Source organism: Paraburkholderia ultramafica (genome assembly GCF_902859915.1).
Classification (GTDB): Bacteria; Pseudomonadota; Gammaproteobacteria; order Burkholderiales; family Burkholderiaceae; genus Paraburkholderia; species Paraburkholderia ultramafica.
In genome coordinates, this window is sequence record NZ_CADIKK010000065.1 from 1 (window position 1) to 16,349 (window position 16,349).

Consider the following 16,349-nt stretch of genomic DNA (forward strand, 5'->3'; position numbering starts at 1 on the left):
ATACGCCGAAGCAGACCGTAGGAAACGCGCCAGTGTCCTTCGGAGTCTGTCACGGCAATCGAGGCTGTTTTCGAGTTCAGCCTGACGATGGTGCCAACCCGCTCGCTCAGGTGCCTGTCGGTGAAACCAACGGTGTCGCCGACGAAGAACTCTTCGCGTTGCGCGCGCGGTGGCGGTGCCGGTTCGGGATGAATCGGGGCGGCCGTGCTATCGGGAACGATTGCCGCATACGGTAGCGCCCAGCGCCGCCGGCTCACACTGTCCTGAACGATCGCCTGTGCGTGTCGAAGCTCGACGACGGTGCCCTGCGACGGGGCTCCCAGCGGATTGTCACCGATATAACTGACGGCCATTCCGAGGTGCAGGCGCTGACGTACTTCCAGAATGCGTCATGGGTCATCAAGCATTTTTCCGATAGCGAGATAAAGGCGATACAGTTCGGCGCTGGGCGCCTGCCGAAGCGAGTCGAGAATGGGTTTTGTCGCGGTAAGGGGTCGAAGGGCGAGCGAGATCGATATGCGAAGTACTGCTTATATTGCGAGGTCGTAGAATTGATCAGCGGCGGACAGATGGGATTCCCGAACAAACTTCATCTGTCCTTTCACGATCATATGCATCAGTTCGATGCCAGCCAGAAGGATCCGGGCACAGCGAAAAGTCTTGAATCCCAGCATGGGCCGTGTCCGTCGCTTGATCGCCCGATGGTCCTGTTCGACCAGATTATTGAGATATTTCGACTGGCGGATCTTGATGGGCGTTTCACGATCAGCATTGATCGCTTCGAGCGCGGCGAGATTGGCGCCGCTTTTGTCGATGGTCACCGTCTCGGGCGCCCCATTCTGGGCGATCGATTTCTCAAAGTAACGCCGGGCTGCAGTCTTGTCCCGATGGGCGCGTAGGAGAAAGTCGATGGTGTTGCCGTCCTTGTCGACGGCCCGGTAAAGATATCGCCATTCCCCCTTGACGCGAATGTACGTCTCGTCCATGCGCCAGCTCTTGCCAACCGGCCGCTTGCGCAGGCGAAACGCTTTCTCCAGCACTGGCAATAGCTTGACTGCCCACCGGTGCACGGTTGAATGATCGACGCAAACGCCGCGCTCAGCCATCATGTCTTCGAGGTTACGCAGGCTCAGCGGATAGGCCACGTACCAGCGCACGCAGGTCAGGATCACATCGAGCGGATAGTGCAGGCGTTTGAGCACTCGGGCCACCGCCGGTTTCAACGTTTTCATCAAGCATTCAGTTTCATGTCGTTCCGCACATCATAGCGGAACGCCTTACTGCAACAGAGCCACCCAATGTCCCTCATCGACCCACAACCGCCCTTCGATCCCGCGTACCCTTAACGGCGGCTCTCCAAGGTACAACGGCCGTTCGCGTGGCTGTGTCGGCCGGCGAGTACTCTGCATGTTGCAGCCATTCGGATAGCCGAAGATTTCGCTGGTCGGGAATGTTGGCTCACGAGAAAGTTCAACCGTCCGAGTCGACGAACAACGGATCTTCAGAGTTGCCGAGAGCAGCCGTTCGAACTCCCTCCCTTCAACCGTCGATGGTAAGGATCGAACGCATAGATTGGCAGGCACTCGCAAGTTGGATTAGCCGCTTTCGCCCGCGTCAAGAATTTTCAATCTTCCTAAGAAATTGCAATCATGAGGTGGGAAGCCGGAAAGCAAAAAGCCCGGCTCGCGCGATGACTGGGCTACGTGAATCTGTTGGTGCCCCTGATTCGAACAGCCAGTCATCGCTCTTGCTCCGCGTGACGGGCGAATGTCTAAGCTGGTCATTCGGCGACGCAGCAGATCCGCACCACATTGGTTTATTTTTGCACCATAATGTAATCGAGATGATTTCCAGTGCGCACCGCGCTAACCGGAATTTTTGGCTCTTTCGAAAATGGAGTGGGTAAGAATTTGCACATTTTTTGTGCATGAGACCGTTCTTGGGTGCCGATTCCCCACCCCTAACCCCGCCCCGAGGCGGGGAAGTCCTCGCCGCCGGACGGGCTCGGGGGCTGGCGCAGCAAGACTTCGCCAGCCCCAAGCCCTCTAGCTTGTTTGGGAAAGTGAGCGCGTCAATGGTTCGCTTCGCCGGACGTCCCGTCCGCCATTGACCCACTCATTTTCCCTGCCGACAACCGGCATCACCCACTCGAAATTCGAAAGAGGCGAATTTTTCCAGCCTCTGGTCCGACGCAGGTCCGCGAGGTGGTGGCTCGCAGGCTTGGTTGGAACGATTCTCGCTTGTGCATCTGGACCCGCGACGGCGGGCGGATTTGGCCCCCAGCGGACAATTCCGGGGGCCGTACCCACTGCGGACAATACGCTCAAGCCTTGCGAGGAAAAGATATGCGTCCGGGAAGATCGCCAAAAAACCCAACACGGGGCTTTATTGTTCCGATCGGCGGGGCCGAGAATCGGGTCCAGAACCCCGTCATACTGCGGCGCTTCGTCAAACTTTGCGGCGGGCCGAGCGCGCATATTGCGGTCATTCCGACGGCTTCGTCGTTGGACAATACGGGCGAGGTGTATGGATCGGTGTTCGGTGATCTTGGTGCCGGACAGATTAGCATCCTGCCATTCAAAAGCCGCGGGGACTGCGAGTCGCAGCAATACCTTGAAGTGCTCGATCACGCCGATGGCGTCTTCATGACGGGGGGCGATCAGGTGCGCCTCGCCGAGATGCTGAGCGGCACGTCGGCTGCGCAAAAGCTCTGCAGCCGGAATTTGCATGGCATGCACATCGCCGGTACCTCCGCCGGGGCTTCGGCGATGTCGAGCGCGATGATTGCCGGCGGCAACAGCGGCGCCACGCCTCGTGCCGGCATGGTCGACCTCGCAGCGGGCTTAGGGCTTGTCAGCCGCTTTGTAATCGATCAGCATTTCAGCCAGCGCGACCGGCTCGGGCGCCTGCTCACCGCGGTCGCGTCGATCCCCTTCGGAGCCGGAATTGGTCTCGACGAAGATACGGCTGCGTTCATCGGTCCGGACGACACGCTCGAGGTGGTCGGAACCGGCAGCGTCACCGTCATCGAAGGGTCGAGCCTGCACAACTCCGCCGCCGATTCGACCCGCCGTGGCGAACCGGTAGGGTTGACCGGAGTACGCCTTCATATCCTTACTGATGGCAACCTGTACGACTTGGCAAGCCATACGTTGCTGCGCTCGGGGCCCACTGCAAAGAGCCACGGCACGGCCTGCTTGAACGCCACCGCGTTGACGTGATCGTTGGAATTATCCGCTGACCGATTCCGCTGATAGCTCGATCGGTTCATTGCAAAACGCCGGCGCCCTTCTGCGCCTGCCCGAAAGGTCGCCGCGCATCCATCTGTACGACCGTGACGGTGTAAGACTGCTGGTTTTCAGTTAAGGGGTGAAGGTTTGAATCGTTCAAGAGCGCTCGCGGTCGCGACAAGAGGTTTTATCGTCGCCGTAGGCGGCGACGGCAAAGCGGCCCGCATGGCCCCTGTCATGCGCCGCTTCGCTGAGCTTTGCGGTGGCTCCCGCGCGCACATCGCCATTATCTCGGCGGCCTCTGATGAAGAGGATTTTGGCTACCGCTATGAACGCGCATTCCGTGATCTTGGCTTTAATCGCGTCAGTGCATTCAACTTTGAGAATCGATCGGATTGCGAAATGGCAAGGGACGACTCGCTCGGCAGCGTCGACGGGGTTTTCCTCATCGGAAGCGATCCGGCCCGGCTCTCCGAGACGCTCAGCGCAACGCCCATCGCTCAGCAAATAATCCGACGGAACGCAAAGGGTATGCCCGTTGCGGGCGTCTCTGCCGGCGCAGCGTTTCTGCCAAGGCAAATGATCGCAGCCGGAAAAAGCGGCACGACGCCCCGCGCGGATATAGTCGAATTGGCACCGGGCTTATGCCTGATCGACAAGTTGGTTATCGATCAACATTTTCGCCACCAGGACCGGCTCGGGCGCATGCTGATGGCCTTGACCTACAACCCGGATGCCATCGGCATCGGGCTCGATGAAGACACCGCTGCATTCATCGGTCCGGATCAGAAGCTGCAAGTCATGGGGACGGGAGGCATCACCGTCGTCGATACCTCCCAACTCCAGCACTCCGCGATTCATCCCGATCGCCGCCACGCGCCGGTGAGCATGATCGGCCTGCACCTCGACATTCTGGTCGAAGGCAACGTCTACGACATGTCTGCGCATCTGGCCAGCATCGGGCACTAATGTGACGGATCGAATGACGGCCTGAGCGCTTTGAGGATTCTGATCTGAATCTCCGGAATAAATAGTTCCGAATACCGCAAGTCCTGATCGATGTTTTCCCATGAGCCCGGCTTGCAGATCTTGCACATCTTTTCCGTTCTGCTGTTTTCTATATAAACCCACGATAGCGCACCAAAGAATCGGTCGTGCTTTTCCGGAACACCATCCGACGAGCTCTCCATCGGAACCCATCCGACCTCCGGCACATAGAATTCCACCCACGCGTGATCGTTATCGGGTGTGCATACCGAGCCGACCGGCACATACCTCAGCTTGTACTCCGGTACCTTGAAGTCGCCGACGGGTCGGCAAGCGACACCGCAAAGCCTCAGCAGCCCGATCATCAGCTCCATGTACTTGCCGCATGTTCCCTCGCCGAGCCGCAACGTCTCGACGGGGCTCGCACATCTGCTGCTGTAGCGGTACCCGAGCCGACTATAGACGTATTCGCGCACGGCTTTGGCAATTCTGATCACGTTGCCGCGCTCTTGCGTGGGAATGCATGCAAGGAGGCGCTCGGCAATATCCTTCAATTCCTGTCTGCCCATGTCATAACGGGACTCTTCTTTCAGAAAGCGCCGCCTGATATCGGCAGGATAGTCGTTCGTACTCGCGCCGTTCAGCTTGTACCGGATACCGTAAGCCTCGAGGATTGCGTGGTAGCCAAAAATACGACACTCCTTGTCCAGCCTTATTCCGGTCAGGTCAAACTCGACAATCGCGTTACCTTCCTCGTCCTCAGTGACGACCGCGGGAATATCGCCGATCGTCTCGAGCGATTTGACTTTTTGCCTCGGCGAGTCGACGGGTATCGACAGTCTGATGCACAGCTTGACGCCTTCCAACTCGTCGAGGACATCGCCAATAGGCTTGAGCATTTCGGCATAGGTGAACTCGATTTCATAGCCTCTCGACAGGCAAAAAATGTTTCCCCCACCGAGATCCGTGAGTTGATAGTCGAGCCGCTCGATGAATCCATCGCGGGCGTCGTTTCTGAGCTTGATATTGGCGCTCCCGGTTGACGTCAGCTCCGAGCCCGCGTCGTCAAACACGTCCCAATTGCACTGGTTGTAATACACATAAACGCCCGGCTCTTTCGCATCGGACGTCTTGACAGCGGCTATGCCCACCGCGCCGTCATGCGGTACCGTAACCGACGCGACATGTGTTCCGTCAAGATCAACGATATGGACGGCACGGGTGACGCCGCGAAGTATCAGGAGCCGATCGCCGTGCAGCGTCATGTCGTTGATGCCGTTTCCAATGCGAACCGTCCGTATCAACTCGCTGTTCTCGACAACCAGCAGGCTACCCGTCACGTCGGCGACGTAGTATCGGCCGTCCTTCCAGCACAACCCGACGATGCTCTGCGCAGCATCGATCGTGATCGGATCCGTTGCTGCATGTACCGAGCCGTTTTCTATGCTGACTGTATGGATCAGATTGGAACGGCAATAGTGGATCGTACCGTCGGGCCGCATGCATAGTGCTGCCGCTCTCTCGAACTCATTGAAATGCTTGAAATTGAGCAGGCACTGAAAGAGGCCCGTGCGGACATCGATCCTGCCCAGCCCGCCGAGCTCAGGATCCACAACAAAGATCGCGTCCTCCTCATTGCTATCGATCGAGCTGATGTTTTTTGCAAAGAGCGGTCTTATCGCGGTGACCATCAGTCCTCCTGTCGGTTCGATGGGCGAGGTACAGCGCCAGTGCCTACGGTGCGTCTGACCGTTACGGCTCTTTGCGCGTCAATGCTTGTTGAATCCGATCGGCGTAATCGGAAAGATGCCTCAAATTGCTATCCAGGGAATCGCGCGAGGATCCGCTTGCTGTATCGAGCCTTATCAGTTCGAGCGCGACTTCGACAGCTATCTTCCGTTTCGATGTGGCGTCGAGCGTGGCTTCGTTATCGTTGTAGAGGAGCAATTTATCGTCCATGATCATTTGTCCGGTTCGGTTGAACTGCATTGAATGATGACCGCGGTACTCGTTCAGTCCTCAAGTTCTCTTGCGATCCTCACGCCCCGGGCATCGCGGACAATTTCCATATTCCGGGTCCACTCAAACCCGCCCAGATCGTCAAGCCGTATCCTCATCTGAACCGGCTTCTTGCTGGTTGCCTGCGCGCGCGGCATCTCCGGCTTGAATTGCCCGATCTGTTCCCATGCCCCCGCGTAATCTTCGCTGAGCAACAGAAGCAAATCGCCAGGACGTGCCATCTCGAGCGCTAACTGATTGGCCGTTTGCTCCTCTGCGACGACCTTGATTTGCTGCGGCGGGACACCCGCGATGCGCAGTGCTTCGCGCAACATGTCCGGCACCTCCAGGTGATCGCGCCCGCGCGAGTCGCTGTCCCGATGGCAGATGTATTGGTCGAAGTGCCCGGCTGCAACGCGCCCGATTGCCTGAATGTCCTCGTCGCGGCGATCGCCCGGAACCGTCAGCGAAACGATCTTCCGCTGATCTGGGCCGAGCCGCTCCACTAGGGCGCACATGGTCTGCACGGCTGCCGGGTTATGCGCATAGTCCAATATCACCCTGAACGGATGATCGTCGTAGATGTTCATGCGCCCAGGGGTGCAGGCGAACGAATTATCGAACGTGCGCAGGCCGAGCTGGATGCCCTCGACGTCGACTCCGAGGCCACGGGCAAGCGCCGCGGCGAACATCGCGTTCTGCACATTGTGCAGCGCGAGCCCTTGCACAGTGGCGGGAATCAGATATGTCCACAACAATGGAACGCGACGGCCGCTATCCCACAGCACGATCAGGTGACCGCCGGCTTCTTCCTCCAGCACGAGCGCCGCGCCGCCCGCGCGAATATGCTCGCCGACCAACGGGTGCGCAGCGTTCATCGTGACGTAGCACAGCCGACTTGCATCGGTATGATCCGCCATCTTCATGCACAACGGATCGTCGGCGTTGAGTACGGCCATATCCTTAGCCACTTCGATGATGATGCGCTTGACCTCTGCCATCTGCTCCACGGTTTCTATGCCGCGCAGCCCGAGATGATCGGCGCTCACGTTGAGGCACGCCGCCACATTGCATTCGGGGTATCCGAGCCCGCGCCGCAGCAGGCCACCGCGGGCCGTTTCCAGCACGGCGGCGTCGACGGCGCAATCCGCGAGGATCATTCGGGCGGATGACACGCCGGTCATATCGCCCGCGAGCGTCATCCGTCCATCAATATATACGCCATCCGTGGTACCGAGGCCGACGGTGTAGCCCGCGAGCTTCATGATCTGGGCCAGCATGCGCGAAGTGGTCGTCTTGCCGTTGGTGCCAGTGATGCTCGCAATGGGGATCGTCTTCGGAGTGCCTGACGGGTACAGCATGTCGACGATGGCGCCGGCCACGTCCCGCGCCGCACCCTCGCTCGGCGCGAGATGCATCCGCAGACCCGGCGACGCGTTGACCTCGCACATCGCCCCGCCGACCTCGCGATACGAGGAGGCAATATCCGTGGTAATGAAATCGACGCCGGCGACATCAAGGCCGATGGCCTTGACGGCGCGCACAGCCATCTCGCGGTTGTCCGGGTGCACCTGATCGGTGACGTCGATGGACGTGCCACCCGTGGAAAGGTTGGCAGTCGCGCACAAGTAGACGGACTCACCCGGAGCTGGCACGCTCTCGAAATCATATCCCGCGGCGCCCAGTACGCTTTGCGCCGTGTCACCGAGTTCGATGCGGGTGAGTACGTTTTCGTGGCCTACCCCGCGACGCGGATCTCGATTGGCCTCTTCCACTAACTGCTCGACCGTATGCAAACCGTCACCGACGACATGGGCCGGCACGCGCCTGGCCACTGCGGCCAATTGATCGTTGACCACCAGCATCCGATAGTCGGACCCGGGGATATAGCTTTCGACGAGTACGGCATGGCTGTACTTCCGCGCCCTCTTGTATGCGAGTTCCACCTGCTCCGGCGTCGTGAGCTTGATCGATACGCCCTGTCCATGATTGCAGTCCAGGGGTTTGACGACAACCGGATAGCCGAGCTGTTCGGCGCTCACGACCGCATCGCAGGCGCGATAGACCTTGCGCTGGCGAGGCACCGGCAAGCCGGCGTCCCGCAGCGTCCGGTTCGTCTCTTCCTTGTCGGAGGCTATGTCGACTGCGAGCTGACGCGTCTCGCTGGTGAGCGTGGCTTTGATCCGTTTCTGAAAGCGCCCATAGCCAAGTCGTATCAGGCTGTCCGCGTTCATCCGCGTACATGGAATCGCCCTGTCCGCCGCGGCTTTCATCAATGCCGCCGTGCTCGGCCCCACCTCGCGACTGCGCGCATCACGGAGAAAATCGTCGCGCTTCTGTTCGAAGTCGAGCTGCGTCTCGGTATCCGTCTGCGGTTTCAATTCGGCAGGCAAGAGCTGCTCGATCAGCGCTAATGCCAGATCCCCGGCCCGCCGGCCGACGGCTTCATCACGGTATTCGTAGATGACATCGTAGTGGCCATGCGGGCCCGCAGCTCGCGTCTTGCCGAAGCTGACATCCGAACCCGCCATCTTCTGCAGTTCAATGGCTGCATGCTCCATGACATGGCCGAGCCACGTGCCATCGCCTTCTGTCATGCGCCGCACGAGTCCGCCGGGGGACTGATACGAGCAGCCATGTTGTGCGAGGCCCGGCAGATAACCGAGCAAACTGTCTATGAATCGCTGGCCGAGCCGCCCGGTCGGCCATTCCTCCAGCACGCCCAGATCGACGGTGTATCGGATGACCGGGAAATGAGCGTGAATGCTGGGGCCTTGATACGCGACGATCGACTTGACTTCCATCGTATGACCTCCTGTAGCTATCACATCGCGTCATGCACGAGTGACAAAGAGCGCAGACGCAAAAGAAGACGCATCGGGCGCACTTCACTCAACTGGTGATACTCAGAGCCGTCAACGCTGCTAGGCAGTCAATCTATAAAAAATAGAGACATTTACAGATATAGCAACCTGTGCCCATCGATTTTCTGGTCTGTCACTACAAGGCGTCGCGGCTGGAGTCGGCGGCTCCGATGCGTTTGTGTCGAGGCGCTTACCCCGTTCGACACCGCGCCGAGGCGGACAAATCGGAAAAGCCTGAAAATTTTGGGTTTTGACCCACCCCCGGTCGAGAGTTGGCGATCACAAACGTTGAAGGCGGACGCTCCGGCACGGCGGTACCGCTGAGGGCCACTCTGAAACCTACAATGTTCACGCAGGGCGACTCGACCAGAGTCGCCTTTTGGCCGAGGACGCGACGGGCAAGATCGGCGCGCGAAGGTCCGTTGGCCAGGCGGAGCCGACGTTCGAACGTCCGGGTGGAATCGTAGGCGAGACCCACCGCCGAACGGCCGTCTCACCCAGCTCCATCGACCGCAAACCTCGCTCACCGATAATCCCTGGTCTCGCACCATCTGTACCACCTCCAGCTTGAAGCTGACGCCAAATTGTCAGTCGGCACCTTCTTGTCATCTAGCTTTTTTTCCTCGTCGATTCGCGATTGTCCTCCTATCGACCTGTCCGAGGAAATAGACCACCACATTCCTCGATAGTGTGCGCTGCGCCTGCCATGCACAGGCGCACCGTCCGCTAATGCTGCTGGCCTCTCGACGTTTCCCGCTCCCTGCCTCTCAAGGCCTCTCGCTCCTTGCCTCTCAAGACTTCTTGCTCACCACCTCTCAAGGCCTCTTGAATGAAGTCTGCAAAGTCCGAGAGGTGTCTCAGATTGAAATCCACGGAATTGCGTGAAGACCCGCTCATTGCTTCCTGACGTATCAAGTCCAGGGCGACTTCGACGGCCATCCTCCGCTTCGATGAGGCATCAAGAGTGGCGTCGTTATCGTTATAAAGGAAAGATTTCTGTTTCTCATCCATTTTGCTCTCCAAAGTATTGAACTCCATGAAGGATAGACCTCTTGCTTCACCCGCCCTGGAGCCCTGTCACCAGGTCAGCTTGCGACCGCCTGGCATGTCGCCGTCATCATGGCGAAAACTCATTCGATCTCGCGCCAACCGCACGCCGCGCTCGGGTGCACGCTATCGGTGACATCGATAGCGGAGCCGGTGGGGAGGTTGGCGGCTACGTGCTCCATGACATGGCTCAGACAGGTTCTTTCGCCTTGGTGCATGTCTCGCACAAACCCGCCGGGGGTTGGATAGGAGCAGCGTGTTGCTGGAGGCCGGGTAAATAGCCAGGAAGACGATCGATGGAGCCGTGGCCGAGGCGCGCTGTTTGCCACTCTTCAAGGACCCCGAGATCAACGGTGTACCGCATCAGCATCACGCAAACACCGGCGTGGTTAAACGCGCCTACGTTTTCGCGCCAGCAATGGACTCGGCCAGGATGGCTGCACAGCACCGTGATGAAACGACTCCACCGTGACCGCGCGTTGCCGAGATGATCAGCACCACCCGTTTTTCTCTGTGGCCCTGACCTCGCGCGCTCGATGAGTTCGAGCACCTGGCTGGACATGCTGCAGAGTACCTCACGTCAGGTCCGCGGGCCGGTAGCGGATGCGTTAGACGGTCACCCACACCTTAACTCCCGCGTCATGATCCGTTAGACAAAAGTGATTTCAAGTAGGTGCGTGCGACTTCGTGTGCGTCGCAACAAAAACGCACGCAGAGACGTTCCAAGCACCATGAACACCCGGAACAATCGCTGGCCGATCAGCCTCTTTAAAAATAGAGGCAATTCCAGATAAAGCAACGTCTCTTGTGTAATTTTCCGGCTGGTCTTCGGCCTGCCGAGATCTGACCGCCTGTCGCCCCATCTCGGCCGGGTCCATTCGACGACCGGTCGAGCAACAGGGTCGTCTACAGGCGCTCGTTGATGACCATAGACGGCGGGGCAGCACAACGGCAGCGCTGGCCATTCGCGCTCGTTGCCCCGCAAAAACGGGCAGACAGTGGCTTGCCGGATCTCGCAGCATCCGGTCGAACTTCGTGCCTGATAGCCGCCAGATGGTGTCGTCACGAGCGATCAGAAACGTTCGGTACGATAATCCCATGGTTTTGCCCCTTGCATCAAAGGTGATGCTCACCACGCTCGGCAAGATCCCGCAACGTGCCTTCCCGGCAGGAGATTCGCCCCTGTACCTTACACCGCGCGCATAACCAGGCTTCGTGCCGTCTCGGTCGATGACGTAAGCGGCGTCACCGAAGTACACAAAGCGTACCGGGTTTCTACGCTTTGACAGTCCACCCGACAAGCGGGTTCGGGAAGTAATGGCTGCGTGGGCCGAGCAAGGGGCGTTTGTAGCATAGACGCGAGCCGGAAATGAAGCGACTCGCTCCGGTCGGTGAGCGGCGGTAGCCGGCCGATGCTGTTGAAAGAGTCGCTGACCGTCTCTCCCGCACGGTTTTCAGTGGTCTTCTCACCCTTACGCGAAGTTCGCGAGCGGTTTGTAGGCTGATCTGAGAGGTCGATTTTCTTGCGAACGAATTGAAAAAGCCACACAGCGACTTTTTCAACAGCATCGGCCATGAAGGGACGTTCAAAGGAGCAGCGTCGAACATCCGAAGGTCGGTCCAATGAGACACTCTGCCATTTCGTCGTTCGTAACAAACGCCCCAACTGATATTCGCCGCGCGGGCGGGAGCCGCCATCGGCATCCCATCTCGTATGACTCAGGTTTTGGTACCCTTTCATTGTGAGTCCTATTTCTCTTGGCAGAATTCGGAAATTCACGGGGACCACCGTGAAGGTTGAAGGTTGGTCAGCCGGCGGCAGAGCCGGGGGCGAACTTCTGTGAGTTGATACGTAGCAATCAGGTTGTCCTACAGCACATGAAAAGACAGTCCACAAGACATGCGCAACGCATTGGCCAGGCATACCCCGAACGCCTGGTCCACCCGACAATTCGAGCGGACCAGACGCAGACGGAGCTTCGCCCAGTTCGCGCTGGGCCGGTGGCCCTGTTGGTTGATTCCGAAGCCGCTTTCCGTGAAAACAGGCGGCTTCAGCGCTTGTTGCAACAGCTTGATGAGGACGGGCGGTTTTGACTGCTCCCGACATTCTCGCGCCACACCTGACGCCCGGTGGTCATCTGCTTGCGGTGCCGGAAGACGCCGAGCCATTATTGGCGGATGAAATACGACTGCGACTAGGCAGTTCTTTTGCGCTTGGCACGGGGCATGGCCTGCTGCATCTGGGAACGGCGGAAATCGGCCGCATTTTGCCGCCCGCATGGGCCTGGTGGCGTGATTTTGCCGCGCGCTATGTCACAGCGTTGTGCGCCACGCCCGAAGGCGGCGAGATCGCGGTCGTCACGCCTGCTACCAGGGATTTTGATGCCTTGATTGCCGATGCGCCGGCGATGACGGGCGGGGAGTATCTAACTCCAGATGTGCTGGCCACGCTGTGGGGCGAGATCAATACCGCCTTGCACCAGGAACTGGCGACCGCAAAAGTCTCGCTTCAGGATTTCCTCAGGTCGCGTCACCCGGCATGGAATCTAGTCGGCCGCGTACATTTCAACCTCGCTGAGAACCGCAAGGACCCGGAGTCACCGTTCGCCTTCCTAGCGACTTACACTTCGCGCCTGTCCGCCCACGGCAAAGCACAACACCAGCCACTGTCTCAAGCCCTGGCGGAATTTTCGGGGGCGAGGAGCAAGGCGCAGCTCCTGTCGCTGCTACTGCCGGTGCAGCGCGCCGCCGAACACTGCGATTGGCTTCGCGAAATGGTGGTTACCGGCGAGATATACCATCCGCTTCGCTGGACGCCGCTTGATGCCCACCGCTTTCTCACTGACCTGCCCAAACTTGAAACCGCGGGCATTGTCGTTCGCACGCCAGGCGTCTGGCAGTCGGGCCGTCCCGCTCGTCCCGTTGTGAAAGCCAGCGTCGGCGCACGGCCGCCTTCGCTGCTGGGCAAGGAGGCGTTGCTCGACTTCAGCATGGAGGTGTCCCTCGACGGCGAGTGTCTAAACGCCGCTGAGGTTAGGGATCTGCTCAAAGGCGCTGACGGCCTGCAACTCATCCGTGGTCGCTGGGTCGAGGTTGACAAGAAAAAGCTCAGTCGCCTCCTGAAGCGATTCGAGGCCATGGAACAGGCGGCGAAAACCGGCCTGCCCTTTAATGAGGCCCTACGCCTTCTGGCGGGTGTCTCGCTCGACGATAGCAGCGACCCCACTGACCGCGACTGGTCGCAGCTTGTTGCGGGGCAATGGCTGGCCGACGTCTTGCAGGAGTTGCGCCAGCCCGAGGGCCTGGCACAGATCAGCCCGGGACCGGAACTCAAGGCCAGCCTGCGGCCCTATCAACAGGCCGGCGTGCGGTGGTTGTACCTGCTCACCCGTCTCGGACTGGGCGCTTGCCTGGCGGACGACATGGGCCTTGGCAAGACCATGCAGGTACTCTCGCTGCTGCTCGTGCTCAAGCGTGAAAGCGCCGGGACGCAGCCCAGTCTGCTGGTTGCCCCCGCATCGTTGCTGGCCAACTGGGCGGCAGAGGCCGAGCGCTTCGCCCCCAGCCTGCGCGTGCTGATCGCCCATCCGTCCGTCATGCCGGCGCCAGATTTGCGTGCGCTGGACGCCACGCAGCTCGCGGACATCGATCTCGTCATCACCAGTTTTGGCTCGCTTCTTCGGCAGCCGGTATTGGCGGCCATCCAATGGCGCGTTGCCGTTGTCGACGAAGCACAGACGATCAAGAATCCGGGCGCCAAGCAAACGCGACAGGTCAAGCAGCTCCGTGCCCAATCGCGCATCGCGCTGACCGGCACGCCCGTGGAAAACCGGCTGTCCGACCTGTGGTCCATTTTCGATTTCACCCATCCTGGTTTGCTGGGCTCGGACAAGGTTTTCGCCAACTTTACCCGGCGGCTAGCGAAGGCCGAACACTTCGGCCCGCTACGAACGCTCGTACGGCCGTACATCCTGCGCCGCCTGAAAACCGATAAGCGGGTCATCGACGATCTTCCGGACAAGACCGAGCTCAAGGCCTGGTGCCACCTGAGCCCGACTCAGGCGGCGCTTTATCAGCGCGCGGTGAAAGATTTGGCCGCCGCGCTTGAAGACGCTGAAGGAATCGGTCGTAAGGGTGTCGTGCTGAGCTTCCTCATGCGCTTCAAACAGATATGCAACCATCCGTCGCAGTGGTTGGGCGACGCGGCGTGGAAGGCGGACGACAGCGGCAAGTTCGCCCGCCTGCGGCAACTGGTCGAAGTCGTTGCCGCCAAGCAGGAAAAGGTGCTGGTATTCACCCAGTTCCGCGAGGCCACTGAGCCGCTGGCGGCATTTCTGGGTTCAATTTTTGGCCGCGAAGGTCTGGTGCTCCATGGCGGCACCCCGGTAGCCAAGCGCCGCGAACTGGTCAAGCGATTCCAGGAAGATGAGCTGACACCCTTCTTCGTGCTCTCGCTAAAGGCAGGTGGGGCGGGGTTGAATCTCACCGCAGCTTCCCATGTGATCCACTACGACCGCTGGTGGAACCCGGCCGTGGAAAATCAGGCGACTGACCGTGCGTTTCGTATCGGCCAGCAGAGGAACGTCCTGGTGCATAAGTTTATTTGCCGTGGAACGATCGAGGACCGTATCGACCAGTTGATCGAAGCGAAGCAGCAACTGGTGAAGGATGTGCTGGAGGACGGCGCGGAACTCCTGCTCACCGAGATGAGCGATCGCGAATTGCTCGATCTCGTGAAGCTCGACGTTCATGCCGCCCAAGAAAACTGATCGTCAAGAGGAAGCGCAATGGGTTACGGGGGATGGAAGCCTTATGTTTCGGTCGCCGACCGCAGGAAAACGGCTGAACTGGCCGCCGCCAAGGCGAAGAAGGCCGGTGCGATCCTGTCGCCAATCGCGTCGTATCGCGGCGCCATCGCCAAGACGTTCTGGGGCAAGGCCTGGTGCGACAATCTGGAAGGCTACAGCGACTATGCCAACCGTCTGCCGCGCGGCCGTACCTATGTGCGCAATGGCTCCGTGATCGACCTTCAGATTACGGCAGGCGAAGTCCGCGCGCAGGTAATGGGTTCGAGCCTCTACACGGTCGCCGTGACCGTGACGGCATGTCCTGCAAAGCAATGGCGAGCGATCGGAGCCGATTGCGCGGGGTCGATCGATTCGATCGTTGAACTCTTGCAGGGCAAGCTCTCGACAGCCGTGATGGAGCGCATCTGCAAACCTGGCACTGGTCTTTTCCCGGCGCCGAAGGAAATCACGTTCAATTGCAGTTGCCCGGACTGGGCGTCGATGTGCAAGCACGTTGCTGCCGTGCTCTACGGCGTCGGCGCGCGGCTTGACCAGCAGCCAGAATTCCTCTTCGCCTTGCGCCGGGTCGATGCCAATGAACTCGTCAGTCAGGTCGGTGCCGGCCTGCCTAAATCGAGAATACGCCCCGCTAGCGGCAAGGTGCTCGACGATGCGTTGGTGGCCGATGTGTTTGGCATCGAGATGGCCGAAGCTTACCCACCGGCGAAGCCTGCTGCCGGACGTAACAAACCATCGGCAGGTAAGGTGACAGCGAAGAAGGCGGCCAAGTCGGCTGTCTCGACAACCGGGAAGCCACCTGCGACCGCGAAGACTGTCGCGGACAATAAATCGGTAACAAAGAAGTTGCCAGTCAAGCCATCTGCTGGGCCACGCCAATCAATATCTGGCAACGTTGTTGCCGGTAAAGTAAACGTGGCGAACTCGCCTGCAACGCCGAAAGAGCCTGCAACAAGGAAGCGCGCCAGTGCTCGACCGGTGAAAGGTAAGTCCCGCTAAACTCCGATTTCATCCCGCATGGCTACGCGGGAGGCGATTGACGTCGATGAATGAAATTCTTTTCATCGGGAAACCCCGGCGTCTGGTGAAGTCTCCCGATCATGTTGAGCGTCAGCGGACGTATCCGGTTCAGGATTTCACAGACCAGATTGACGGTATTTTCAATACTTGAACGACCGCTTCGTGAACATTGTGAACGGCCGTAATGGCCGATCACTTGACGAGCATGACCGTCGGGGGAAGGTCCGTTGTCTGGGCGGAGCTGACGCTCGAATGTCCATCTGAGAGCTCGATCGAACGACTGTAGATGGCCGGTGGACTAAACCGCTCGCGCGGTAGGGGCTACGGTCAGACGCCGGTGGTCAGGGAGAGGCCGGCATCGCGGTTCCGTATGTTGGCGAATGAGGCAACCCGCCTCG

Annotated in this window: 10 protein-coding genes; 4 read left to right on the forward strand and 6 right to left on the reverse strand. The window is 59.5% G+C overall.

Annotated elements, in window-relative coordinates; all coding sequences use genetic code 11:
* Together HV744_RS34625 and HV744_RS34630 are read right to left on the reverse strand one after the other, a co-directional pair.
* A partial coding sequence (locus tag HV744_RS34625) for a hypothetical protein (RefSeq protein ID WP_175153777.1) occupies positions 1-353 on the reverse strand: 353 nt, incomplete at its 3' end.
* Between the two features lie 177 nt (positions 354-530).
* Positions 531-1,232 (reverse strand): IS6 family transposase, encoded by a 702-nt coding sequence (locus HV744_RS34630; protein WP_175153778.1) that lies wholly within the window; start codon positions 1,230-1,232, stop codon positions 531-533.
* Positions 1,233-2,345: 1,113 nt separating this feature from the next.
* Here HV744_RS34630 and HV744_RS34635 point away from each other — a divergent pair.
* Both HV744_RS34635 and HV744_RS34640 read left to right on the forward strand, forming a co-directional pair.
* Positions 2,346-3,221, forward strand: coding sequence for a cyanophycinase (locus tag HV744_RS34635; protein WP_175153779.1), 876 nt, complete (start codon positions 2,346-2,348; stop codon positions 3,219-3,221).
* Positions 3,222-3,377: 156 nt separating this feature from the next.
* Entirely contained in the window at positions 3,378-4,199 is an 822-nt protein-coding gene (locus HV744_RS34640; protein WP_175153780.1) for a cyanophycinase, read from the forward strand.
* Here the strand turns inward: HV744_RS34640 and HV744_RS34645 are convergent.
* The 4 genes from HV744_RS34645 to HV744_RS34660 form a co-directional block, all read right to left on the reverse strand.
* Entirely contained in the window at positions 4,196-5,908 is a 1,713-nt protein-coding gene (locus HV744_RS34645) for a transglutaminase-like domain-containing protein (protein ID WP_175153781.1), read from the reverse strand. The genes HV744_RS34640 and HV744_RS34645 overlap by 4 nt on opposite strands.
* Positions 5,909-5,969: 61 nt before the next feature.
* Positions 5,970-6,176 (reverse strand): hypothetical protein, encoded by a 207-nt coding sequence (locus tag HV744_RS34650; protein ID WP_175153782.1) that lies wholly within the window; start codon positions 6,174-6,176, stop codon positions 5,970-5,972.
* A gap of 53 nt (positions 6,177-6,229) precedes the next feature.
* The gene (cphA, locus tag HV744_RS34655; RefSeq protein WP_175153783.1) at positions 6,230-9,019 is read right to left on the reverse strand and encodes a cyanophycin synthetase; all 2,790 of its coding nucleotides are present in this window, start codon (positions 9,017-9,019) and stop codon (positions 6,230-6,232) included.
* A gap of 786 nt (positions 9,020-9,805) precedes the next feature.
* Positions 9,806-10,090 (reverse strand): hypothetical protein, encoded by a 285-nt coding sequence (locus HV744_RS34660; RefSeq protein WP_175153784.1) that lies wholly within the window; start codon positions 10,088-10,090, stop codon positions 9,806-9,808.
* A gap of 2,126 nt (positions 10,091-12,216) precedes the next feature.
* Between HV744_RS34660 and HV744_RS34665 the strand changes: the two genes are divergently transcribed.
* Complete coding sequence (locus HV744_RS34665) at positions 12,217-14,895, forward strand: DEAD/DEAH box helicase (RefSeq protein ID WP_175153785.1); 2,679 nt, start codon at positions 12,217-12,219, stop codon at positions 14,893-14,895.
* A gap of 18 nt (positions 14,896-14,913) precedes the next feature.
* Entirely contained in the window at positions 14,914-15,930 is a 1,017-nt protein-coding gene (locus HV744_RS34670; protein WP_175153786.1) for a hypothetical protein, read from the forward strand.
* The last annotated feature ends 419 nt before the right edge of the window (positions 15,931-16,349 follow it).